The sequence below is a fragment of the Bradyrhizobium sp. UFLA05-112 genome, from assembly GCF_053572325.1.
The window spans coordinates 88,903-112,744 of record NZ_JBANBK010000020.1; the positions used below are offsets into that span (position 1 = coordinate 88,903).

The 23,842-nt window shown below is 64.7% G+C and carries 23 protein-coding genes; 5 read left to right on the forward strand and 18 right to left on the reverse strand.

The features are described from left to right. Positions 1–27: 27 nt before the first annotated feature. From SO180_RS14550 to SO180_RS14575, 6 genes are all read right to left on the reverse strand, one after another. The gene (locus SO180_RS14550; protein ID WP_449379513.1) at positions 28–1,008 is read right to left on the reverse strand and encodes an ABC transporter ATP-binding protein; all 981 of its coding nucleotides are present in this window, start codon (positions 1,006–1,008) and stop codon (positions 28–30) included. Continuing rightward, positions 1,005–1,997 (reverse strand): ABC transporter ATP-binding protein, encoded by a 993-nt coding sequence (locus SO180_RS14555; protein ID WP_449379514.1) that lies wholly within the window; start codon positions 1,995–1,997, stop codon positions 1,005–1,007. The genes SO180_RS14550 and SO180_RS14555 overlap by 4 nt, the downstream gene beginning before the upstream one ends. Next, the gene (locus tag SO180_RS14560; RefSeq protein WP_449379515.1) at positions 1,994–2,866 is read right to left on the reverse strand and encodes an ABC transporter permease; all 873 of its coding nucleotides are present in this window, start codon (positions 2,864–2,866) and stop codon (positions 1,994–1,996) included. The genes SO180_RS14555 and SO180_RS14560 overlap by 4 nt, the downstream gene beginning before the upstream one ends. Continuing rightward, positions 2,853–3,803 (reverse strand): ABC transporter permease, encoded by a 951-nt coding sequence (locus tag SO180_RS14565; RefSeq protein WP_449379516.1) that lies wholly within the window; start codon positions 3,801–3,803, stop codon positions 2,853–2,855. Before SO180_RS14565 ends, SO180_RS14560 begins: the two co-directional genes overlap by 14 nt. Before the next feature lie 6 nt (positions 3,804–3,809). Continuing rightward, on the reverse strand, positions 3,810–5,354 hold the full coding sequence (locus SO180_RS14570; protein WP_449379517.1) for an ABC transporter substrate-binding protein: 1,545 nt from the start codon (positions 5,352–5,354) through the stop codon (positions 3,810–3,812). A gap of 169 nt (positions 5,355–5,523) precedes the next feature. Beyond that, positions 5,524–6,669 (reverse strand): CaiB/BaiF CoA transferase family protein, encoded by a 1,146-nt coding sequence (locus SO180_RS14575; protein ID WP_449379518.1) that lies wholly within the window; start codon positions 6,667–6,669, stop codon positions 5,524–5,526. A gap of 185 nt (positions 6,670–6,854) precedes the next feature. On the opposite strand from SO180_RS14575, the gene glgA reads away from it, so the two are divergent. Continuing rightward, the gene (glgA, locus tag SO180_RS14580; RefSeq protein WP_449379519.1) at positions 6,855–8,270 is read left to right on the forward strand and encodes a glycogen synthase GlgA; all 1,416 of its coding nucleotides are present in this window, start codon (positions 6,855–6,857) and stop codon (positions 8,268–8,270) included. 7 nt (positions 8,271–8,277) lie between these two features. Here glgA and SO180_RS14585 read toward each other — a convergent pair whose 3' ends face one another. From SO180_RS14585 to SO180_RS14635, 11 genes are all read right to left on the reverse strand, one after another. Beyond that, complete coding sequence (locus tag SO180_RS14585; protein ID WP_449379520.1) at positions 8,278–9,216, reverse strand: oxygenase MpaB family protein; 939 nt, start codon at positions 9,214–9,216, stop codon at positions 8,278–8,280. Positions 9,217–9,386: 170 nt separating this feature from the next. After that, positions 9,387–9,569 carry a cbb3-type cytochrome oxidase assembly protein CcoS gene (gene ccoS / locus SO180_RS14590; RefSeq protein WP_449379521.1) on the reverse strand — a complete coding sequence of 61 codons (183 nt, stop codon included), beginning with the start codon at positions 9,567–9,569 and terminating at the stop codon, positions 9,387–9,389. Beyond that, positions 9,557–11,761 carry a cation-translocating P-type ATPase gene (locus SO180_RS14595; RefSeq protein WP_449379522.1) on the reverse strand — a complete coding sequence of 735 codons (2,205 nt, stop codon included), beginning with the start codon at positions 11,759–11,761 and terminating at the stop codon, positions 9,557–9,559. Before SO180_RS14595 ends, ccoS begins: the two co-directional genes overlap by 13 nt. A gap of 11 nt (positions 11,762–11,772) precedes the next feature. Continuing rightward, on the reverse strand, positions 11,773–12,267 hold the full coding sequence (locus SO180_RS14600; protein ID WP_449379523.1) for a FixH family protein: 495 nt from the start codon (positions 12,265–12,267) through the stop codon (positions 11,773–11,775). Between the two features lie 21 nt (positions 12,268–12,288). Next, positions 12,289–13,755, reverse strand: a complete 1,467-nt coding sequence (gene ccoG / locus SO180_RS14605; protein WP_449379524.1) for a cytochrome c oxidase accessory protein CcoG — start codon at positions 13,753–13,755, stop codon at positions 12,289–12,291. Positions 13,756–13,867: 112 nt separating this feature from the next. Next, positions 13,868–14,740 carry a cytochrome-c oxidase, cbb3-type subunit III gene (ccoP, locus tag SO180_RS14610; RefSeq protein WP_449379525.1) on the reverse strand — a complete coding sequence of 291 codons (873 nt, stop codon included), beginning with the start codon at positions 14,738–14,740 and terminating at the stop codon, positions 13,868–13,870. Positions 14,741–14,746: 6 nt separating this feature from the next. Further along, a complete protein-coding gene (locus SO180_RS14615) occupies positions 14,747–14,911 on the reverse strand; it encodes a cbb3-type cytochrome oxidase subunit 3 (protein WP_449379526.1) in 165 nt (54 codons plus the stop codon). Positions 14,912–14,924: 13 nt separating this feature from the next. Further along, positions 14,925–15,659, reverse strand: a complete 735-nt coding sequence (gene ccoO, locus SO180_RS14620; RefSeq protein WP_449379527.1) for a cytochrome-c oxidase, cbb3-type subunit II — start codon at positions 15,657–15,659, stop codon at positions 14,925–14,927. An 11-nt stretch (positions 15,660–15,670) separates the two neighbouring features. Further along, positions 15,671–17,320 carry a cytochrome-c oxidase, cbb3-type subunit I gene (ccoN, locus tag SO180_RS14625; protein ID WP_449379528.1) on the reverse strand — a complete coding sequence of 550 codons (1,650 nt, stop codon included), beginning with the start codon at positions 17,318–17,320 and terminating at the stop codon, positions 15,671–15,673. Positions 17,321–17,535: 215 nt separating this feature from the next. Continuing rightward, positions 17,536–17,961 carry a CBS domain-containing protein gene (locus SO180_RS14630; RefSeq protein ID WP_449379529.1) on the reverse strand — a complete coding sequence of 142 codons (426 nt, stop codon included), beginning with the start codon at positions 17,959–17,961 and terminating at the stop codon, positions 17,536–17,538. Positions 17,962–17,994: 33 nt separating this feature from the next. Then, a complete protein-coding gene (locus tag SO180_RS14635; protein WP_449379530.1) occupies positions 17,995–18,828 on the reverse strand; it encodes a universal stress protein in 834 nt (277 codons plus the stop codon). A gap of 215 nt (positions 18,829–19,043) precedes the next feature. Between SO180_RS14635 and fixL the strand changes: the two genes are divergently transcribed. The 4 genes from fixL (at position 19,044) to SO180_RS14655 (ending at position 22,468) form a co-directional block, all read left to right on the forward strand. Further along, the gene (fixL, locus tag SO180_RS14640; RefSeq protein WP_449379531.1) at positions 19,044–20,558 is read left to right on the forward strand and encodes a sensor protein FixL; all 1,515 of its coding nucleotides are present in this window, start codon (positions 19,044–19,046) and stop codon (positions 20,556–20,558) included. Positions 20,559–20,561: 3 nt separating this feature from the next. After that, positions 20,562–21,179, forward strand: coding sequence for a response regulator FixJ (fixJ, locus tag SO180_RS14645; RefSeq protein WP_449379532.1), 618 nt, complete (start codon positions 20,562–20,564; stop codon positions 21,177–21,179). A gap of 59 nt (positions 21,180–21,238) precedes the next feature. Next, the gene (locus SO180_RS14650; protein WP_449379533.1) at positions 21,239–21,661 is read left to right on the forward strand and encodes a response regulator; all 423 of its coding nucleotides are present in this window, start codon (positions 21,239–21,241) and stop codon (positions 21,659–21,661) included. Positions 21,662–21,778: 117 nt separating this feature from the next. Next, positions 21,779–22,468, forward strand: a complete 690-nt coding sequence (locus SO180_RS14655; protein ID WP_449379545.1) for a helix-turn-helix domain-containing protein — start codon at positions 21,779–21,781, stop codon at positions 22,466–22,468. Positions 22,469–22,535: 67 nt separating this feature from the next. On the opposite strand, the gene SO180_RS14660 is transcribed toward SO180_RS14655, so the two are convergent. Next, positions 22,536–23,825, reverse strand: a complete 1,290-nt coding sequence (locus SO180_RS14660; RefSeq protein WP_449379534.1) for an MFS transporter — start codon at positions 23,823–23,825, stop codon at positions 22,536–22,538. Positions 23,826–23,842: the final 17 nt, after the last annotated feature.

A 23,842-nucleotide genomic window follows, 5' to 3' on the forward strand; every position in this document is an offset into this window, starting at 1 on the left:
TGCAAAACAAACGGCGCCGTCGCGAGGTTACGTCAACGGATGATGGCAAGCCGCGAGCTGGCCCGGCGCGACCTCGCGCAGCTCCGGCATCTCCGCTGCGCATCGCTGATCCGCGCGCGGACAGCGGGTGCGGAAGCGGCAACCGGACGGCGGCGCGATCGGCGATGGCGGCTCACCCGCGGCGACGCTTTCCGCTGGCCGCATGTCGGGATCGGGAACCGGAATGGCCGCAAGCAGCAGTGCTGTGTAGGGATGCGCGGGCTTTGCGAACAATTGCTCTGATGGTCCGACCTCGCAGAGGCGTCCGAGATACATCACGGCGACCCGGTCGCTGACGGCTTTGACCACCGCCAGATCGTGCGCGATGAACAGCAGCGTGAGGCCGAACCGCGCCTTCATCTCCTCCAGCAGATTGAGGATCTGCGCGCGGATCGAGACGTCGAGCGCCGAGACAGGTTCGTCGCAAACGATGAATTCGGGATTGAGCACCAGCGACCGCGCAATCGAGATGCGCTGGCACTGCCCGCCGGAGAATTCATGCGGCAGGCGGCCGACCACGAGATCGGGATCGAGGCCGACCGCGGCCAGGACCTCGTGGACGAGCTGCCTGCGCTTCTCCGCATCCTTGATGCCGGCTATGATCAGCGGCTCTGCGACGATGTCGCCGATGCGCCGGCGCGGATTGAGCGAGGCGATCGGATCCTGGAAGATGAGCTGGACGCGACGCCGCATCTTGCGCAGCGGCTCGCCCTGCATGGCCGTCAGGTCCTCGCCGTCGAACAGCACGCGGCCGGACGTTGCGCGGCGCAGTTGCAGCACCGCGCGCCCAAGCGTCGACTTGCCGCAGCCGGATTCGCCGACCAGCCCCACCGTCTCGCCGCGCGCGACCTCGAGGCTGACGCCGGAGACCGCATGCACGGTCTTGTTGCCGAGGCCATATTCGACGACCAGATTGTCCACTTTCAGCAGCGGCTCGTCGGACTGCGCGTCGTTGGCGACCTGCATCATGCGTCAAGACCTTCGGCCATCTGGATCGGATGGAAGCAGGCGTAGAGGTGTCCAGGCATTTCGGCGCCTGTCAGTTCCGGCTTCGCCTGGTGGCAGCGGCCGGCGGCATAGCGGCAGCGCGGCGCGAAGGAGCAGCCCGGCAACGGCCGGGTCGGATCGGGCGGGCGGCCGGAGATCGCCGGCAGCGGCGTATGCGGCGCGGTTTCGAGCTTCGGGATCGCGGCCAGCAGCGCCTCGGTATAGGGCATGTGCATCCGCTTGAAGAGCGCAGGCGTCGGCGCGCGCTCGACAACCCTGCCCGCATACATCACTGCAACCTCGTCGGCACGGCCTGCGACGACACCGAGATCATGGGTGATCAGAATCATCGCCATGTGGCGGCGGCGCTGCTCGCGCGCCAGGAGATCGAGGATCTGCGCCTGGATGGTCACGTCCAGCGCCGTCGTCGGCTCGTCAGCGATCAGGAGTTTTGGCTCGCAGGACAGCGCGATGGCAATCGCGATGCGCTGGCGCATGCCACCGGAGCATTGATGCGGATATTGCGCGAGCCGCTGCTCCGGCGCCGGGATGCCGACGGCCGCGAGCAGCTCGATGCTGCGCTTTCGCGCAGCCGGCGAATCGAACTCGAGGTGCTCCTGGATCGTCTCCATCAGTTGCGTGCCGATGGTCAGTACAGGGTTGAGCGAGGTCATCGGATCCTGGAACACGACCGCGACATCGCGCCCGCGCAGCCGCCGCAAGCTCTCCGCATCGAGCCGCACCAGATCCTGGCCGTCGAACATGACGCGCCCGGTGAGCTTCGCCTTCTTCGGCAGGAGCTGGAGGATGGCGCGCGACAGCATGGTCTTGCCGCAGCCGGACTCGCCGACAATACCAAGAGTGCGGCCCGCCTCCAGCGCAAGATCGACATGATCCACCGCACGCAGATTGCCGCGTGGTGTCGGCAGCTCGACCGCAACGTCCTCGATCGACAATAGCGGCACGCTCACAGCGCCCCCTGACGCGGGTCCGTGAGTGCCCGCAGGGTGTCGCCGACCAGGTTGAAGGCCAGGACGGTGAGGAACAGCGCGGTTGCCGGCAGGAAGGCGAGCCGCGGCGCGATATCGAGACTTTCGCGCCCCTCCCCGATCATGCTGCCCCAGCTCGCCATTGGCGGCGGCACGCCTAATCCCAGGAACGACAGCGCGCCCTCGACCACGATGGTCACGGCGACGGCGAGCAGGAAGAACGCGAGCAGTGGCAAGATGACGTTGGGCAACAGCTCCCGCAGCAGGATGCGCGCATGCGTGGCGCCGAGCGCCTCGGCCGCGATCACGAATTCGCGGCGCGCCAGCGTCAGCGTGGAGGCACGCGCCACCCGCATGAAGGCGGGAATGCCGAGCACACCCAGAATGAAGGTGAGATTGGGGATCGACTGGCCGAGATAGGCGGTCACCGCGAGCGCAAAGACCAGCGGCGGAAAGGCGAGCAGCACGTCCATGCTGCCGACCACCAGCGTCTCGAAGCGGCCGCGGAAGTAACCGGCGAGCAGGCCGAGCGCGCCGCCGACGGTGAGGCCGATCATCGGCGCAAACAGCCCGACCGTCAGCGAGACGCGTGCGCCGAAGACCAGACGCGCGAGCTCGTCGCGGCCGAGGCCGTCGGTTCCGAGCCAGTGCTCGGCCGAGAACGCGGCTCTGCGTTCCAGCATGTCCATGTCCACGGGGCTTTGCAGCGGCAACAGCGGCGCCAGGATCGCGAGCGCAAAGACCAGGGCAAGCCAGGCGACCGCCAGCCAGAACAACAGGCCGAGTCGTCGCTTGCGGCGCACCGGCTCGGACGCTGCCTCATCCCGGAGCGAGAGCTCAAGCGTAGCCATGGCGGATCCTGGGATCGAGGACGGCGTAGAGCATGTCGACGATGAAGTTCACGATGACGAAGCCGGATGCGACCAGCAGCACCACGCCCTGGAGGATTATGAGGTCCCGGGTGTAGATCGCGCCGACCAGGAGCCGACCCAAGCCCGGCAGTGCAAAGATCGATTCCACGATCAGCGTGCCGCCGATCAGGCGGCCGATATTGATGCCGGTCACGGTCACCAGCGTCAGCGACGAGGGCTTTAGCGCATGCACGAACAGGATACGCGACGGCTTCAGGCCTTTGGCCTTGGCGAGCGCGATGTAGTCCTCCTGCAATGTGGCGATCATGTCTGAGCGCAGCACGCGCATGATGCCCGGCCATTCGGCGAGCGCCAGCGTCAGCGCCGGCAGAACGAAGAAACGCAGATTGGCGAGCGGGTCCTCGGTGAACGGCACGTAGCCGGTCGCCGGCAGCCAGTGCAGCTCCACCGCGAACAGGTAGATCAGGAGGATCGCCGACAGGAACGACGGCAACGACAGCATGGCGAACGCGCCGCCGGTCATGAAGCGGTCGAACGGGCCGCCGGCGCGCGCGGCGCAGACGATCGCAAGCGGCACACCGATCAACAGTCCCAGAAATTCGGCGAGCAGCATCAGCTCGATCGAGACCGGCACCCGCTCGGCGACCGCCTGGAGCACCGTCTGCCCGGTGCGGAAGGAGCGGCCAAGATCGCCCTGAAGCACGTGGCCGAGCCAGCTCAGATATCGCCACCACAGCGGCTGATCGAGCCCCATGTCATGGCGAAGCGCTGCGACCTTCTCCGGCGTCGCCTGGTCACCAAGGATGACGTAAGCGAGATCGCCAGGCAGAAGCGAGGCGATCAGGAAAGTGAGCAGCGAGACGGCAGCCAGGACCGGCAGGAGATGAACGAGGCGCCGAATGACGAAGGCGAGCATTTGCGCTCAGTCCAGCCAGGTGTCCGAAACGTCGATCACGCCGTTATAGATTTTCGGAAAGCCTTTCAGCTTTGCGCTCGAGAGCGCGTAATAGGTGTTCTGGAAGGTCCAGAACCAGATCGCCTCCTTGTTGATCAGACGGCTGATCGCGCAATAGTCCTCGATGCGCTTATCGGTATCTGCGGTGACGCGCGCATGGTCGAGCAGCCGGTCCAGCTCCGGATCGGAAAAATTGGCGAGCGCGAGCGGGCTGCCGCTGTGGAAGTTTGCGTACATCTGCGGATCGGGATCGGCGAGGTCGACGATGCGCCACGGCGTCAACTGGAATTGACGCATGAAGGCGCGCGGTGGGATGGTCGCCTGGTCGACCTGTTCGATCTCCATATTGGCGCCGACCCGTTTCCAGAATTGCTGGAGCACCTGGCCGATCATGCGGCCGCGCGGCGTCGCAGTGGCCAACATCTTGAAGTCGACCGGCTTGCCGTAGTCCTTGAGCAGCGCCTTGGCCTTCTCGACGTCGAAAGGCAGCGCGCCGTCATCCTTGCATTTCACCCAGGAGCCGTCGCCGTAAGGGTTACTCGCCGGCCGGCTCAGGCCGTTGCTGATCGCCTGCGACATCTTCGGCCGGTCGATCGCCATCACCAGCGCCTGCCGCACGCGGACGTCGTCGAAGGGAGCGGCCTTGGTATTGAAGGCGGAGACCTGCGCGCCCGACCCCTTGTAGGTGTGCACGGTCAGCTTGGGGTCCTTCTGCGCCTTCATGATGTTGTCGGCGTCGTACTCGTCGTCCCAGATGATGTCGGCTTCGCCCGATTGCAGCGAGGCGAACCGCGACTGCGCATCCGGCAGCGGCTTCAGGATAATGCGATCGAGATAGGGATGGCCCTTGTTCCAGTAGTCCGGGTTCTTCTCCAGCACCATGCGATCGCCCGCAGTCCATGATTTCAGGATGTAGGGACCGGTGCCGACGGGATTGCGGTTATAGTCGTCGCCCTTGGTTTTCCACGCGGTCGGCGAATGCACGACGTTGTTCTGACTCTGGATGCTGATCACCGCCGGCAGATTCACGGAAGGATCGGTGAGGTTATAGACGATGGTGTATTCGTCAGGCGCCAGCACCTCCTTGACGTTGGTGATGTAGAAGGCGCAGCGGCACTTGTTGGCGGGATTCTTCTGCCGGTCGAAGTTTTCCTTGAAGGCCTGCGCGTTGAACGGCGTGCCGTCGTGGAACTTCACGCCCTGGCGCAGCTTGAAGGTCCAGCTCTTGTAGTCTTCGGAATGGGTCCAGGACACAGCGAGCTTTGGCGCGGCCTCGCCCTTGTCGTCGAGCGTTGTCAGCGTGTCGAAGATCGCCGCCGCTGCGGTGAAGGTCGAGGTGTCGTAGACGCCGACCTTGAGCGGATCGAAGCCTGGAATATCCAGCTCCTGGCCCATCGTGATGCTACCGCCGGATTTTTGCGCGAGCGCGGGCTGCACCAGCGGAACAATGGCGAATGCCGTGACAAGGAAAATCGGCGCGAGGCTGCGCGCCGCGGCAACTGCGTACGTCATTGTTCCCTCCCGAGATCTTCGTCCGATGTTTCGGATCGCTCGTGACGTCAGGCGAGATTGGCGAGAATCGCTGCCCTCGGCAAGAGGAACGCGTGCAAGCTGCTACGACGCAGACTTCACTTGACGATGCGAAAGTGCGCGGCCTTCGCTCACGTTTTGCCTGACGGAATTAACTCTTCGCGCGAGCGATTGCCTCCAGCAGAGCGTCCGTGTGCTCGCCCAGCGCTGCGATGCGCTTGCCGGGCGTCGTGTCCGCGCCCGACATCCGGAACGGCAGATTGAGCACCTGGAAGGAGCCACCCTCGTCTTCCACGTCCGACAGCGCCTGGCGATGCATGAGCTGCGGATCGCACAACGCCTCGGCGACGGTGCGATAGGCCGAGGCCGGCACGCCCTCGGCGCCGAGCTCTGTGAGACATTGCTCCGTCGTGATCTGCCGCGACCAGGCTTCGACGCCGTCCATCAGGTCAGCCCAGTTGTCGCGCCGCACGCCATAGGTGCAGAAGCGGGAATCGGAAATCCAGTCCCGCCGGCCGATCACCTTCATCAAAGACTGAAAGGTCTTCTCGCTCGCGATGGTGATCATGACGTAGCCATCGGCCGTCTCGGTCGGACCGAACATCGGACGCGGCGGCGGCTTCACCTCGAATTGCGAGCTCTGCAGCTCTATCACCGTGAGCGTCAGCATCGACTCCAGCATCGAGACGTCGATGTGCTGGCCAACGCCCGTGAGGATGCGCTGGTATAGCGCCGACGCAATCGCGCCGAAGCCATAGGTTCCGGTGACGACGTCGGCATGATAGATTCCGCAATAATCGGGGCGGTTGCGGCCGGGCTGGTAGGCGAGATGCGCCATGTCGTAGCCGGATGCTGCGTGGATCACCGGCGCATAGGCTGGCAACTCCGCCGACGGGCCGGTCTGCCCGTAGCCCGAGATGGAGCAGTAGATCAGCCTCGGATTGAACGGGCGGAGCGTATCGTAATCGAGCCTCAGGCGGCGCATCACGCCGGGTCGGAAATTCTCGACCAGGATGTCGGCGGTGGCGACGAGGCGCCGCTCCTCCGACTTCAGGTCGAGCACCACACTTTTCTTGCCGACATTGAGCTGGCCGAACACGGTGCTACAGCCGTTGCGCACCGGCGGGCGCGTCCGCATCGTCTCGCCGCCGTCGGGCTCGATCTTGATGACTTCGGCGCCCATGTCGGCGAGCATCCGCGCGCAATGGGGACCGGCGATGGTGGTCGAAAAATCCAGCACCCGCAGGCCGGCAAAGGCCTTTGTCGTCGTCCCCTCATGCTTGTCTGCTAGCTGCATCCCCGGAGTCCCCCTTTAGGAACCACGCGCGTTCTTGCCTGTTGATGCGCCGACCCTAGATGGCAGCGGCCCGGTAGGAAAGTCTTTACCCGAACGGCAGCTTCCAGGGGCGGGCTTGGAATTCCGAGGGCAACTGGACCCGATCTTGCATAGCAGCAAACGGGCTCGGAAGAGGGCAGCTGTTCTTGAGGGTCTTATTCGTCACGACAGAGATGGACGATTTTGTCCGCGTCGGCGGACTCGGCGCCGTTTCTGCTGCACTCCCGAGAGCGCTGCGCCCCTTCGCCGATATCCGGATCATGCTGCCCGGCTATCGCGACATCATCGAACAACTCACGCATATTCAGATCGTTGGCCGCTGTCCGGCGTTGGCGGAGATGCCGGCCTGCACGCTGGGCCGGGCCGCGACGCGCGACGGCCTACCGGTCTATGTGCTGCTCTGCTCGCAGCTCTACGACCGTCCCGGCAATCCCTATGGCGACGAAACCGGGCGCGACTGGCCCGACAACGACATCCGTTTTGCGCGCTTGGCGTCGGCAGCCGCTGAACTTGCGACGGGCAACCTGGACAAGAATTGGGCAGCAGACCTGATCCATGCCAATGACTGGCAGGCTTCGCTCGTGCCGGCCTATCTGGCCTGGCGCGGCTCGAAGCTGCCGTCGATCCTGACCATCCACAATCTCGCTTATCAGGGACTCTTTCCGAAAGACGCGCTGCGGCGGATCGGCGCACCCGAGAGCTCCTTCCACATTGACGGCATCGAGTTCTACGATCAATTGTCCTTCCTGAAGGCGGGCCTCGTCTACGCCTCGCACCTGACGACCGTGAGCGCGACCTATGCGCGCGAGATCACCACGTCGGAATTCGGCTGTGGCCTGGAAGGCCTGTTGCGCATCCGCGCCGAGGCAGCCGAGCTCACCGGCATCCTGAACGGAATAGATGAGAGCTGGGACCCCCGTTACTGCGCGCAGCTCGCCCAGCAATTCGGTGCCGGCGACTGGGCCGGCAAACGGGCCAACGCGGACTATGTGCGCAAGCAATTCGGCCTCGCGGTGTCGCGCGGGCCGATGTTCGGCATCGTGGCGCGGCTCGTCCATCAGAAGGGCATCGATCTCGTGCTATCCGCGGCCGACGAGATCATCGATGCCGGCGGGCAGATCGTCGTCACCGGTTCCGGCGAGCCGGCGCTCGAGCAAGCCCTGATCAACGCCCATCGCAGGCGGCCAGATGCGATCGGCGTCGCGATCGGCTTCAACGACGCGCAGGCGCGGCGCATCTTTGCCGGCAGCGATTTCACGCTGATGCCATCGCGGTTCGAGCCCTGCGGGCTCAGCCAGATGTACGCCCAGCGCTTCGGCTCGCTGCCGATCGGCCATCAGACCGGAGGGCTTGCCGAAACCATCACCGACGGCGAGACCGGCTTCCTGTTCGCGCAGCCCTCTTACGAATCCTTCCTCGGCGGCGTTCGTCGGGCTTTCTCGACCTTCATGGCCCAGGAGCGTCTCGACTCCATGCGCCCCACCGCCATGTCGCGGTCGTTTAGCTGGAACATCTCGGCTGCATGTTACAGCGCGCTGTATCGCAAGATCGCGTCGGCCTGAGGCGGCTTCATCCGATCGAAGACCGTCCGATCCAGGCCCTGTTGAGGCATCGCGTCATCCAACCGGGTTTTGGCCTCCCGCGCAGCCGCGCTTGGGCTTCCTGATACGGACCGACATAGCGCAGGCGGGCCGGCAGCCGGGGGTAGATGTGTCGTATCCACTTGAGCGCGCGGTCCGCCGCCCTGTCGTCGGCTTCGTCACAAGCCAACCCAAAACCCGCGACCAGTTGTTCGGGCAACATCCGGACTGTCAGTGCCCGGTACCATTTGGGTGGCCGTAGCCAGGATCGTCCGACGCCCCCGAGAATTTGACCGGCCACCTCGCGCGCCGCGGTGCCGACGGTCAAAACCTCCGAGCGGGTCATGGCTTCAATGTAGGCGCGAAAGGATTGCCAATCCGCCGGCAGGTCGCTCGGGGTCAGCCCGAACATCGCTGCGAACAGCCGGCATTCGGCCCAGTATCGCTCGCGCTCGTCGGCCGAGAACGGCGGGAAGACAAGGTCGTGCGCCATGACCGCGCTCTCGACGAGCGTGGCGTGAACCCAGCGCAGCGCCGCGACTTCATTGGCACAGTAGTGCGAATTCGCTTCAAACGACCCGATGGCATCCGGCAAGCGGCCGACGATCATGGCGTGACGGCGATGCAGCTTGCGGGAAGCCGTCAGCGCCTGATCGAGCGAGCCGAATACCATCGTAAACATGACATCGAAGGTTCGATGGAAGCGACCGATCGGATCGGCGAGCGTCCTGGAGTGCTCGGCAATGGCGGCAGCGACCCATGGATGGGCCAGTTGAAGCAGCAGCGCACGGCCGGCTCCGAGAAAGATCACGGCCTCTCGGTCAATTCGCCAGGTCAGTGAGGCCGGTCCAAAAATACCCGCCGTCGATCCAGCTGCCTTGCTCCTGATATGATCGAGCGCAGACTCCAGGTCGTTCTCGGAAATCACTTTGCAACATCCGCTTGGGGCCAATTGCGAAGGTCACGCGGATGAGCTGAATGGACTGCCCCGCGCTACTCCGCTGCGACCGGCAGGATATCAGGATTATCGTGCAACACCACTGCGCACGATGCCGCCGCGCGATCTGCGATCCTGACGTTTGCGCTCCGAAGCGATGCCTAGCGCTTCACTTCTGCCAAATCAGGCTGCGTCTCCTGCGGCGGTTCGTCATCTGCGATGGCGCGCCAGGCTGCGCCGTCGAGATCATCATACTGGCCGCTCTTGAGCGACCAGAGAAAGGCGACGAGGCCGGCAAGTCCGAGCCCCAGCGCCAGAGGGACGAGGATGATCAGGACTTCCATGATGCAATCCCCCGTGAGGCGCTGCGCGCGCGCAGCGCGTTCAGCATGACCAGGATGGACGATCCGCTCATCGCGGCCGCCGCGATCAACGGCGTCACGACGCCGCTGATGGCAATCGGCACCGCCAGGATGTTGTAGCCGATCGCGAGCCAGAGATTCTGCCGCATCAGATGCAGCGCCTTTCGCGCGTGGTCGACGGCGGTCACGACCGGCGCGAGCGGCTTGCCGAGGAAGACGAGGTCCGCGGTCGCCTGGCTGAGATGCGCGGCCGAGATCGGCGACATCGAGACATGGGCTGCCGCCAGCGAGGGCGCATCGTTCATGCCGTCGCCGACCATCAGCACGCGGGTGCCACGTCGCTTGAGCTCCTCGATCCGCGCGATCTTGTCGGCCGGCGTGACACCGGCGCGCCACTCGGGAATCCCGAGCGCATCTGCCGCCGCCTTCACCGCCCGCTCACGGTCGCCAGAGAGGATCTCGACACCGAGATTGCGGGCCTTCAGCGCCCCAATCACCGTGACCGCATCCGGACGCAGGGCCTGCCGCACCATGAAAATGAACTTTTCCGCCCCCCTGCTGAAGGCGACGATGGACGCTTCCGGGTCGAGATCGGCGCCGCTCTTCACGAGTTCCTCGGCACCGCAAAAAGACGGCCGGCCAAGGCGGATCTCGATGCCGTTGATGCTTGCGCGCACCCCCTGCCCGGCTTCCTCGACCGCGCCGACGATCGGCGATTTGGCGCGGGCAGCCTGCACCACCGCGGCCGCGACGGGATGATGGCTCGACAGCGCGAGCTGCCCGGCGAGCGCCAGGATATCGGCAGGGATCGCCGCCGCATTGACCACGTCGAGATCCGGCAATGTCAGGGTGCCGGTCTTGTCGAAGATGATGTGATCGGCCTCCGCCAGCCGCTCGATCGCGTCACCTGCGTTGAGCAGCACACCGGATTTGAACATCGCGCCCGAGGCCACCGTCTGCACCGTCGGGATCGCAAGTCCGAGCGCGCAAGGGCAGGTGATGATCAGCACGGCGACGCCGGTGACGATCGCGTCGTGCCAGCCTGCACCGGCCAGCACCCAGCCGAGGATGGTGAGGAGCGCGGTCGCATGCACCACGGGCGCATAGAGGCGCGAGGCACGGTCGGCGAGCCGCCGATAGCGCGAGCGCGCCTGGAGCGCGTTGTCGAGCAGGCGCGTGATCTCCGCGAGCAACGTCGCTTCCGACGCGGCCGAAACCCGCACCCGCAAGGCGCCGGAGACATTCATCGAGCCGGCATAGACCGGCGTGCCTCTGTCAGCCGTGACGTAAAGCGTCTCGCCGGTGATCAGACTCTGGTCGATCTCCGAACGACCCTCGATTACGGTGCCGTCGACAGCGCAGCGTTCGCCGGGTCGCAGCAGCACGATGTCGCCTGGATTGATCGCGGCGACCGGCACCTGCGAGATCTCGTCAGGGCCGACGAACTTTGCCGCAGTCTCGGCCTTCAGCGCCGCCAGATTGCCGGCGACCGCACGCGTCCGCCGGCGCATGTTCTGGTCGAGAAAGCGGCCGACCAGGAGAAAAGTCAGCAGCATGATCGCAGCGTCGAAATAGGCGTGCTCGGCATGATGGATGGTCTCGACCACGGACATGCCGAGTGCGAGGATCACCCCGATCGAGATCGGGACGTCCATGTTGGTGGTCTTCGCCGACACCGCGCGCCAGGCCGAGCGGAAGAACGGCTGGCCGGCATAGGCCGCGGCCGGCAGCGCGATCAGTGCCGACAGCCAGTGGAAGAAATCGCGCTGCTCGGGCAGCATATCGCTGACATTGCCGGACCACACCGGGATCGACAGCATCATCACGTTCATGGTCGCGAACGCTGCAACGCCGAGGCAACGAAGCAGGAAGCGCGACTCCGCGACCTCGGTCGCCTCCGCGCTTGCCGTCTCGTAAGGATAGGCCCTGTAGCCGAGTTCTTCGAGCCGATCGATGAAGCGCGCAGGATCGAGCGTGCCCTCCTTCCATTCCAGCGCGACGCGGCGGTCGGTGAGGTTCACCCGCGCCAGCGTCACGTCGGGAATGGCGGAGAGACCGCGCTCGATCTTCGCCATGCAGCCGGCGCAGTGCACGCCCTCGACCGCGAGATCGATGTGCTGGAGCCCGTCACCCGCAGCACGAACATAATGGGAGAAATCGCGCGAGAGCTGCATGAGAACTTCCTTCAGTTCAGGATCACGCGATTGCGCGACGTGAACATTCGCTCGCCGCGCGCATCGCCCTCGAGCACGAGATCCCACTGGCCGGGTGCGACGGCGGTCGCGTTGCCGCCATAGACTCCGATGCCGATCTCGGCGAGCTCCACGGACAGGTCGGCGCGCTTGTCGGTCGGCCGCTCCAGTCGCCCTGAGAATTTCAGACCGGTGACCGGGCGGCCGGTGGCATCCCGGGCCTCGATCCGCACCGTCGCGCCGCCATCGGCGCTGCGCTGGATCTTCGCGTCGACCTGCCATTTCCGCTCCGCCTGGCCCCGCGCCGCCGCGATCTCCCTCTCGTAGGTGAGACCGGCAGCATAGGGACTGTCGACGTCGGTGCCGGGGAGCGTCGCGATCGCAAGCTTCATCATGGTGGCGTTGACGCCGATTACGACGCCGAAAAACGCAACCAGAATGATGAGGACCGTGGTCCCGGTCAGTGGCTTCGGTGCGGCGGATGCCATGGCGAACTCCAAACGATGTTCTCAGGGCGCGACGAAATTGTCGGTGGCGGAGGCGACCTCGCCGAGCCCGATATCGGTGACGTGGAAATGGACCGGGATCGATTTCTCCGGATTGCTCTCGGCCGGCGCCGTCACCAGCAGCCGCAATTCCGCGGTCTGGTCGCGACCGATCACGACCATCGGCCGGTCCGGCGTGACGGAATCGACGCCGACGACATGGACCTTCGCATTCACCGGCCCGTCGACGTCAATCGCGATGACGCGGTCGAAGCCGCGCTTGTTGAGCAGCCGGACCGTGTAGGCGTTGCGAATCGAGCCGTCGCTCAGCTTGACGGCGATCGGGTTGCGGTCGTGCAGTACGTTGACGTCGAGCAGGCTGCGGGTCAGCAGCGCATAGAGCATGATGCCGCCGATGACCGCGATGATCGCGCTGTAGACGGTGGTGCGGGGCCGCACGATGCGATAGATCGGTGGCTTGCCTTCCTGGCGGCGCTGGATGTTGATGTCGTTGTCATAGGCGATCAGTCGGGTTGGCCGGCCGATCTTGGTCATCACGGCATCGCAGGCATCGATGCACAGGCCGCACTGGATGCATTCCATCTGCGGCCCGTTGCGGATGTCGATGCCGGTCGGGCAAACCGCGACGCACTGGTAGCAATCGACGCAGTCGCCGACTTGCTCGCCGAGCGCACGCAGCTCGGCGGCCTTCTTGACCGACGTGCGCTTCTCGCCGCGGTCGTAGCGGTAGGTGACGTTGAGCGCCCATTCATCGGTGAGCGCGGCCTGGATGCGCGGCCAGGGGCACATATAGGTGCAGACCTGCTCGCGCATGTAGCCGGCGAGCAGATAAGTCGTCGCGGTGAGGATGCAGATCCAGATATAGGCGATCATCGGCGCCTGAAACGTGACGAGCTGCTTCACCAGCGTTGGCGCATCGTTGAAATAGAGCACCCAGGCGCCGCCGGTCCACCAGGCGATCAGCAGCCAGATCGAATGCTTGAGCACGATCTCTGAAATGCGCTCGAGCTTCATCGGATCGGACGAGGCGTCCTTCTTCATGCGCTCGCGCCGATCGCCCTCGATCAGCCGCTCGACGGCGTAAAACAGGTCGGTCCAGACGGTCTGCGGACATAGGTAGCCGCACCAGATGCGGCCGCCGATGGAGTTCATCAGGAACAGCGCCACCGCGGCGACGATCAGCAGGCCGGTAAAGTAGTAGACTTCCTGCGGCCACAGCTCGATGAAGAAGAAGTAGAAGCGGCTGTTGGGCAGATCGATCAGCACGGCCTGGCTCGGGGCGCCCAGGCCGCGGTTCCAGCGCACGAACGGCAGGAAATAGTAGACGCCGAGGCAGAATGCCATCAGCCCCCATTTGGTCCGGCGGAACGTGCCCGAGACGCTTTGGGGGTAGACTTTCTTGCGGGAGGCGTAGAGCGGCCCGTAATCATCTTCCTGTGCGAGCTCGTTCGGGTTCACGGCCATGCTCATCGCTGAATCCGTTTGCAGGTACGATTGAACCTAGATCGAACTCCGACCGTGCAGTTGATCCAGCTCAAACGGGGGCGGGTTTCCCCGCCCCGTCTTTGCCTTCGCCGCGACGTTACTTGCCGCCGCCGAGCGAGTGGACGTAGACCGCCATCGCCTTGAGGGTAGCGGGATCGAGCCGTCCGTCCCACGCCGGCATGACACCGGAGCGGCCCTGGCTGATGGTCTCGATCAGGGTCGCCTCGTCCGAGCCGTAGAGCCAGATCTTGTCGGTCAGGTTGGGCGCGCCCATCTCCTGATTGCCCTTGCCTCCGTCGCCATGACAGGCGACGCAATTCTCAGTGAAGATCTTTTCGCCCTTGGCGGCGTCATAGCCCGGCCGGGTCGACAGGCCCGACAGCGAGCGGACGTAGTTGGCGACCGTGACGATCTCGTCGGGCTTCAGCACGCCATCCTTGCCGAAGGCGAGCATCTGCCCCTCATGGGTCTTGGCGTGACCGGACCGCGCGCCGAACTGGATGGTCTGCATGATCTGGTCGAGCGTGCCGCCCCACAGCCAGTCGTCGTCGTTGAGATTCGGGAAGCCCTTTGCGCCGGCTGCGCCGCTGCCGTGGCATGGCGCGCAATTGTCGCCGAATACGACCCTGCCCTTGGCACGCGCCAGTGCCAGCAGCGCCGGATCCTTCTCGATGTCAGCGAGGGGAGCGGCCGCCAGCGCCGCCATCTTCTCGCCGCGGGCGGCCTCGAGATTGGCGAGCTCCACCGCGAGGCTGGCGCGCGTCGAATAGCCGAGCAGGCCGGTGGTATTGCTCGAAATCAATGGCCAGGCCGGATAGACGATCCAGTAGCCGATCGCCCAGACGATGGTGAGGTAGAACGTCACCAGCCACCAGCGCGGCAGCGGCGTGTTCAGCTCCTTGATGCCATCCCATTGGTGTCCGGTCGTGGTCTTGCCGGAGACGCTGTCGAATTCACCGTGGTCGGTCATGATCCCTCACTCCTCGCGCAACGGCAGTCGCGCCGCCTCGTCGAAGGCGGCCTTGTTGCGCGGCCAGAATGCGTAGGCGACGATCGCGAGGAAGATCGCGACGAAGGCCGGCGTCCAGATCGTCGTCACGAGATCGGATGCAAAGTTATGGACTGTCAGAATTGCTTTCATCGTTCATGCCTTCTCAGCGGAGATTGGCTTTCTCGTTGTAGAGCTTGAAGTCGACGAGCGTGCCGAGCATCTGCAGGTAGGCGATCAGCGCGTCCATCTCGGTCGGGGTGCCCGGCTTGCCGTCGAAGTTGCGCACCACCGCCTTGGCGTAGCGCTTGGTGAAGGCATCGCTGCCGGCATTATCCGGATCGGCCTGCGCCTTCAGGTCGTTGGCCGCATTGGCGATCTGGTCGTCGCTGTAGGGCACGCCGACGGCCTTGAGCGTTCGCATGTGATCGGCAATCGTGGCGAGATCGACTTCGTTCTCGGCCAGGAACGGATAACCCGGCATCACCGACTGCGGCACGATGGCGCGCGGGTTGGTCAGATGGGTCACGTGCCAGTCGTCGGAATATTTGGCGCCGACGCGGGCAAGATCCGGTCCTGTGCGCTTGGAGCCCCACTGGAACGGGTGGTCGTACATGCTCTCGGCGGCGAGCGAGAAGTGACCGTAGCGCTCGACCTCGTCGCGCAAGGGACGGATCATCTGCGAGTGGCAGAGATAGCAGCCCTCGCGGACGTAGATGTTGCGGCCGGCGAGCTCGAGCGGCGTATAGGGCCGCACGCCGTCGACCACCTCGATCGTGCTCTTGAGGTAGAACAGCGGCGCGATCTCGACGAGACCGCCGATCGAGATCACCAGCAGGATGCCGACGACCAGGACGATCGAGTTCTTTTCGAAGATTTGGTGGCGTGTCCAGAATGACATTGCTGAGCTCCTCATTCCGCCGGCTGAAGAGCGACGGGCATCTGCACTTCCGCCTCGCCGACGCGCACGGTCATCCAGAGATTGTAGGCCATGATCAGCGCGCCGATCAGGAACAACCCTCCGCCGGCCGCGCGGATGATGTAGAAGGGATGCATCGCTTCCACGGTTTCGATGAAGGAATATTCGAGGAAGCCGAGCGAGGTGTAGGCGCGCCACATCAGGCCCTGGAGGATGCCGGACACCCACATCGCCGAGATGTAGAGGACGATGCCAAGCGTCGCGATCCAGAAGTGCCAGTTGACGAGCTTGAGGCTGTAGAGACCCTTACGATTCCAGGCCCACGGCACCAGGCAATACAGCGCGCCGAAGGAGACGAAACCGACCCAGCCGAGCGCACCGGAATGCACGTGGCCGATGGTCCAGTCGGTGTAGTGGCTGAGCGAGTTGACGACCTTGATCGACATCATCGGGCCTTCGAAGGTCGACATGCCGTAGAAGGCGACGGAGACCACGAGCATGCGCAGCACGGGGTCGGTGCGCAGCTTGTCCCAGGCGCCAGACAGCGTCATCAGGCCGTTGATCATGCCGCCCCAGGACGGCATCCACAGCATCACCGAGAAGGTCATGCCGAGCGTCTGTGTCCAGTCCGGCAGCGCGGTGTAGTGCAGATGGTGCGGGCCGGCCCAGATGTAGAGGAAGATCAGCGACCAGAAGTGGATGATCGACAGCCGGTAGGAATAGATCGGCCGCTCCGCGCGCTTGGGGATGAAGTAGTACATGATGGCGAGGAAGCCGGCGGTCAGGAAGAAGCCGACCGCGTTGTGGCCGTACCACCACTGGAACATCGCGTCCTGAACGCCGGCCCAGGCGACGTAGGATTTGGAGCCGAACACCGACACCGGCAGCGCGGGATTATTGCCGAGATGCAGGACGGCGATCGTCACGATGAAGGCGAGATAGAACCAGTTCGCGACGAAGATGTGCGGTTCCTTGCGCTTGATCACCGTGACGAGGAAGACCAGCAGATAGGTCACCCAAACGATGGTCAGCCAGAGGTCCGCATACCATTCCGGCTCCGCATATTCCTTGGACTGCGTAACGCCGAGCAGATAGCCGGTGCCGGCGACGAGGATGAAGAAGTTGTAGCCGACGACGACGAACCAGGGCGCAAGATCGCCGGCAAGCCGGACACGGCAAGACTTCTGCACGACGTAGAACGAGGATGCGATCAGCACGTTGCCGCCGAACGCGAATATCACGGCCGAGGTGTGCAGCGGACGCAGGCGGCCAAAGCTCGTCCAGGGCAGGTCGAAGTTGAGCGCGGGCCAGGCGAGCTGCGAGGCGATGATCAGGCCGACCAGGAAGCCGGCGATGCCCCAGAACATCGACATGAAGGCGGAGAACTTGATCGGCCCCATATTGTAGTTGGGCCGGCCGTTGATCTCCGCGGGCGGCAGCGCCGCCGCGCGCTCGAAGTAGCGGTTGAGAATGACGAAGACCGCCGCGATGCTCGCCGCAGCGCTCAGCGAGGCATGGAAGGCGAAGGGCGCATCGAGCGCCTTGGCTGCCGCGACCACACAGAGGAAGGCGGTGACTGCGAACACTGCCGCCAGGCCGCTTTCACCGATGGTCATGGATTTGGAAATGGAGGGCTGGCTCATGCGGATTCTCTCTGAAAGAACACGCAGCCAGAAACCATATCCATGCTCGCGGGGAATTGATTGAAATCAAGATAGTCGGATTTCCGGCAGCCCCGACCCAGGGGACATCGGGAAGCAATATCAGCCGCTTACGTACGGTTCCGCGCGAATGACTGGACCCGGCCTCCGGCAAATTCACGGAGCCCGGATGTCGCAGAAATGAGCCAGCCGACAGGCTAGTCGCGCGCGGTCGCCTTGAGCGCGGTGATGACGTCCTCCCGCGCGATGATGCCGACGAGCTTCTGCGTTCCGTCGAGCACGATGATGCTCCGAATCCGGTGCTCGACCATGAGCTGGAGCACGCGGGTCAACCGCGTATCTGGATGAACGTAGATGAATTCCGGCGTCATGACGTCGCCGACCTTGCGATTCATCAGGTCGAGATAGCGCGGCACCATCTGGCTTGGCGTGAACGCAAAGCATTTCAGGATATCGAACTTGGTGACGATACCGACGACCTGCCCATCCTCCTCGACCGGATAGCCGTTGAAGTCGTCGCGCTCGAACATCTCGCTGAGCTCGAGCACGTTGAGATCGCGCACCACGGTCTTGACGTTGCGCGTCATGTAGCCGTCGGTGGTCTGTTCAAGGAATCTGTACACGGCGCGTCCTCTGATTGTCTTTCGGTCAAGGAGTCAGTGCGACAGCAGCACGCAGCAAGCTGACTGGGTGAGCAGATATTGCGTGACGCCGCCGAGGACCAATTCGCGGAACCGCGAATGGCCGTAGGCGCCGGCAACGATCAGGCCGGCTCCGACGTCGGCAGCCAACTTACCCAAATGGTCAGCCACGCTTTCGTTCCGGCCCGCTTCCGACACCCTGGCAGTGGCCGTGACGCCATGGCGGGCGAGCCAGGAAACGACGTCGGTGACAGAGGCCAGCACCGCCGGACGATCGTCATCCGGCTCCGGAATCGCGACGATCGTGATCTCCCTCGCCTTGCGCAGCAGCGGCAGTGAATCGACGAGCGCACGCCGCGCCTCCGGCGTATCCTTCCAGGCCGCCAGCACGCTGCGCAGATCGAGCCAGTTGAAGCTGTCAGGCACGACCAGCAGCGGACGGCCGGCCTGCATCACCAGGTCCTTGGGGCTCGCAAGCGAGAAGGCATCCGCGAAAGCCGGGCTTTGCCCCCCGCTGACGATGATGTCGGCGCAACGCGCCTGCTGCAGCGCGTAACGCGCCGGGAAATCGACCGCGCCGCGCCACTCGACGCGCCCGCCGCGATTCCTGGTTGCAGTACGGAATTGTCCCTCCAGATCGGCAAGGCGCTGCCGGACCGAGGCCTCGCCCTGGTCGATCAGACGCTGCGCCTCGGCGCTGTCAGTGAAATAGAGTGGCGGCGCGAATTGCGCCGCGGCAACTCCGACGATCGCCGCCTCGAATCGCTCCGCGAGCTCGCCCGCGGCCTGAAGCCTCGCCTCATTGGGCTGACCAAGCGCCAGGCTGACCATGACGGTCGCGTATGTCATTCCAAGTCTCCCGAGCTTGCAGATCGCAGCCATGCTAGGCGCACCGCGGCGGGCGCGGGATGAGATAGATCAAGCCGGCAAACGGTTCGGGCCGCCGCTGGACTGGTCAACCGGTCGCGAGGTAACCGATCGCCGAACTTGCCTCCGGGGCGGCCATGCGCGAAATTGCGGTCGCGGAACCGCGCCCCGGACCACAACGCAAGGATGGAAGCAAATTGAGCCCGACCCGCGTAACTCATCCGGCAGATGACGGTCGGGGCGAACATTTCCGGGTGCGGATCGAGGGATTCGGCGTCGGCACCTGGGACCTCGACCTCAAGACGCAGGAATTCGAGTGGTCGGATGCGGCCGGGGCGATGTTCGGCGTCGCCCGCAGCCAGCCGATTACCTATGAGCTTTTTCTGTCACGCCTCGAGCCGAGAGACCGCGAGCGCGTCGAAGCCGCGATCGGGCGCGTCGCCGAGCGCGGCGGCGGATTCGACGTGTCTTTCCGGATCGCCGATTCCGGCAGAGGACAATGGATCAGGGCCCGCGCCGGCCTGATCCGGGACGAGGCCGGTAGCGCGCGGCATCTGAGTGGGATCTTTCTCGACATCGACGAGGAGAAGCAGGTCGAGGAAGCGCTGCGCACCCGCGAGACCCATCTCCGCTCGATCCTGCACACGATCCCCGATGCCATGATCGTCATCGACGGCCATGGCATCATCCAGCTGTTCAGCACGGCCGCCGAGCGCCTGTTCGGCTATTTGGAGCATGAGGCGATCGGCCAGAACGTCAACATCCTGATGCCCGACCCCGACCGCTCCCGCCACGACAGCTATATCGCCCGCTACCGCACCACGCGCGATCCCCACATCATCGGCATCGGCCGCATCGTCACCGGCAAGCGGCGCGACGGCACGACGTTTCCGATGCACCTGTCGATCGGCGAGATGCAATCCGGCGGCGAGCCTTATTTCACCGGCTTCGTCCGCGACATGACCGAGCACCAGCACACCCAGGCGCGGCTCCAGGAGCTGCAGTCCGAGCTCGTCCATGTCTCGCGCCTGAGCGCCATGGGGGAGATGGCCTCGGCGCTCGCTCACGAGCTCAACCAGCCGCTGGCGGCCATCAGCAACTATATGAAGGGCTCGCGCCGGCTGCTGGCAGGCAGCAGGGATCCGAATATCGAAAAGATCGAGAGCGCGATGGACCGCGCCGCCGAGCAGGCGCTGCGCGCCGGCCAGATCATCCGCCGCCTGCGCGACTTCGTCTCGCGCGGCGAATCCGAGAAGCGGGTCGAGAGCCTCTCCAAGCTGATCGAGGAAGCCGGCGCCCTCGGCCTTGCCGGCGCGCGCGAGCAGAACGTTCAGCTCCGCTTCAATCTTGATCCAGAGGCCGACCTGGTGCTGGCCGACCGCGTCCAGATCCAGCAGGTGCTGGTCAACCTGTTCCGCAACGCGCTGGAGGCCATGGCGCAATCGCCACGGCGCGAGCTCGTCGTGACCAACACCGAGGGGGTCGACGACATGATCGAAGTGGAAGTCGCCGACACCGGATCCGGCTTCCACGACGACGTGATACCGAACCTGTTCCAGACCTTCTTCACGACGAAGGAGACCGGCATGGGCGTGGGACTTTCCATCAGCCGCTCGATCATCGAGGCTCACGGCGGCCGCATGTGGGCCGAGAGCAACGCATCGGGCGGCGCGACGTTTCGCTTCACCTTGCCGGCAGCCGACGAGAACTGATCAATGACCACCAAAGGACATGTCTACGTCATCGACGACGACGAGGCGATGCGGGATTCGCTGAAGTTCCTGCTGGATTCGTCCAGCTTCAGTGTCCGATTGTTCGAGGCGGCGCAAGGCTTTCTCGATGCGCTGCCGGGTCTCCCCTTCGGCTGCGTGGTGTCCGACGTGCGCATGCCCGGGCTTGACGGGATCGAGCTCCTGAAGCGCATGAAGGCCACGCAAAGCCCATTCCCGATCCTGATCATGACCGGTCATGGCGACGTTCCACTGGCGGTCGAAGCCATGAAGCTTGGCGCCGTCGACTTCCTCGAAAAGCCGTTCGATGACGATCGCCTGATCGCGATGATCGAAACCGCGATCCACCGGGCCGAGCCTGCTGCCAAGAGCGAGGCAATCACGCAGAACGTCGCCGCGCGTCTGGCCTCGCTCAGCCCGCGTGAGCGCCAGGTCATGGAGGGGTTGATCGCGGGCCTCTCCAACAAGCTGATTGCCCGCGAATACGACATCAGCCCGCGCACCATCGAGGTCTACCGGGCGAACGTCATGACCAAGATGCAGGCTGGCAGCCTGTCGGAGCTGGTGCGGCTGGCGATGCGCGCCGGCATGCTCAAGGATTGAGCCGGCTTCGACTTGAGGCATGTCAAGTCCGTCTCCCCGTCGCGTGTTAGCAAAGTCGCATGACTGAGATCAGCTTACACCATAGGCGGGATCCAATGTCGTCCCCCCTCAAGCCCACCGTCTACGTGGTCGACGACGACGATGCCGTCCTGGGATCACTGCGATTCCTGCTCGAAACGGACGGCTTCGCCGTGCGGACCTTCAGGAATGCCACGGCATTGCTGAATACCCCGCACTCCCCTGGCGCGGACTGCTACGTGATCGATTACAAGATGCCCGATATCAACGGCGTCGAGCTCGCCAGGCGCCTGCGCAAGTCGGAGGGCGACACGCCCGTGATCCTGATCACGGGCTATCCGGACGAGAATATTTCGACCCGCGCCGCCGCGGTCGGGATCAAGGACGTGATCTTGAAGCCGCTTCTCGACGAGAATCTCATCAAGCGCATCCGCGGCGCCATCCAGCGCAAGCCCAACGGCTGACCTCGAGGACCGACCTACGGGAATCTACGTAGGTACACCCCCTTAAGATATCGCTCGAAATTTTCACGCCCCGAAACCCGCGGTAACCATCTGCCATCTGAAATGGAGATGGCCAAGATGCTCACCCAGTTGCTCAATACCCAGATTCACGGCAGCAAGATCGCCCCCGCCGCTCATCCAGTCTCCGATCAGTTCGGCGCCATCACCGGCCATGTCGGTCTTGTCGCCACCGAGTTCTCCTACCGCAAGGACGAGGAGATCTACGGCGAGGACGAGCCTGCTGAATACGTCTACCAGGTCGTCTCCGGCGCGGTGCGCAGCTACAAGCTCCTTTCCGACGGCCGCCGCCAGATCGGCGCCTTCCACCTTCCCGGCGACGTGTTCGGTCTCGAATCCGGCGCCACCCATCGCCTCGCCGCCGAGGCCATCATCGACACCACCGTGCGCCTCGTGAAGCGCTCCAGCCTCGAGAAAGCCGCCGGCACCGACGTGCAGGTTGCCCGCAAGCTCTGGGCGATGACCGCGGGCGAACTGCGCCACGCCGAGGACCACATGCTGCTGCTCGGCCGCAAGACCGCCATGGAGCGCGTTGCGACCTTCCTGCTCGAAATGGACCGCCGGCTCGCCGTCGCCGGCATGATGGCGCTGCCGATGTGCCGTCGCGACATCGGCGACTATCTCGGCCTGACGCTGGAAACGGTGTCGCGCGCGCTGTCGCAGCTTCATTCCCAGGGCATCCTGGGCTTTTCCGGCGCCCGTCAGATCGTGCTGCGCAACCGCCAGCGCCTGCACAATCTCGACGCCTGATTTCTTCCTCCCTGCCATCTTCCCAACTGGCCGGCCGAATCCGTTTCGGCCGGCCATTTTCTCATTCTCAACCTGCGCTGCGCCGCGTCTCCGGCATGACCAGGAGAATCAGGACGAGCCCAGCCGCGGCGACACAGGCTAGGCCGACGAAGGCGGTGCTGCTGCCGAACCTGTCGCTGATGAAGCCGCCGAGCACGGTGCTCAGCGACGCGCCGATGCCGGTCGCGGTTCCCACGACTCCCTGCGCAAGATTGAAATGGCCGCTGCCAAAGGCGACGTCGGCGACGATTAGTGGAATCATCACCGCGAACACCGCAGCCGTGATGCCGTCGAACACCTGCACCAGCACCAAGAGATAGGGGTCGCGGACGGTTGCGAACAAAAGCCCGCGAATCGCAAGCGCGCCGAACCCTAGCAGCAGCAGCGGCCGCCGGCCCCAGGCCTGCGCCTTGCGCCCGACCGACGGCGACATCAGCGCAACGATCGCCTGCGGCACGATGATACAGCCCGCGATCAGGACAGTCGCCCACTGGCTGGACCGCGTCGTCACCACGCTCGCCATCAAGGGCAGCATCGCCGCGTTCGCAAGCTGCAACAGCATCACACTGCAGGCGAAGATCAACAGCGGCCGCTGCCTCAGCAGATGCCACACATTCGTGTCCGCGCCTTCGGCGGCTTCGCGCGGCATTTCGCCATGCGCGCGCGCCACGTCGACCTCCTCCTCGCGGATCCGCGACAGGGCGATCAGGGTCGGGATAGCGAGCAGGAAGGTGACCAGGAACACCGAGCGGCTCGACAGCAGATAGCCGGCGGTGCCCATCACCGCGGCGGCGACGCCGTTGCCAAGCGATGCGAAGCGCGCGTTGCGGCCGAGCCGTTCGCCGATCGCGAACGGCCCGACAAGGCCGAGGCTGATCGCGGCGATCGCCGGCCCCAGCACGCAGCTCGCGGCCGCATGCAGGGTCGCCGCCGTCACCACGACCGGAAAGATCGGCATCGCCGCATACGCAAGCGCGCAGCAGCCGATGGTCGCGATGGCCAGCCCCGCGACCAGCCGCTCGGATTTCGCGGCGTCGATGATCGCGCCACCCGGCATCTGACCGATCAGGGCGACGATGCCGCCGATCGACAGCACGAGGCCGATCTCGACCTGCGTCCATTTCTGCGTCGTCAGATACACCGCGATGAACGGGCCAAAGCCGGTCTGCACGTCGGCCAGAAAGAAGATGAACCAGTCCAGCGCCCGCAGGCTTTGCTTTGACGGCACAGGTTGCGGAAGCGCAGGGACAGCGTTGCGGCTCTCAGGTGGGCCACGTTGATCGTTGCTCGGATGGCTCGGCTTCCTGGACAAGCGCACCGACAGTCTGCCCTCCC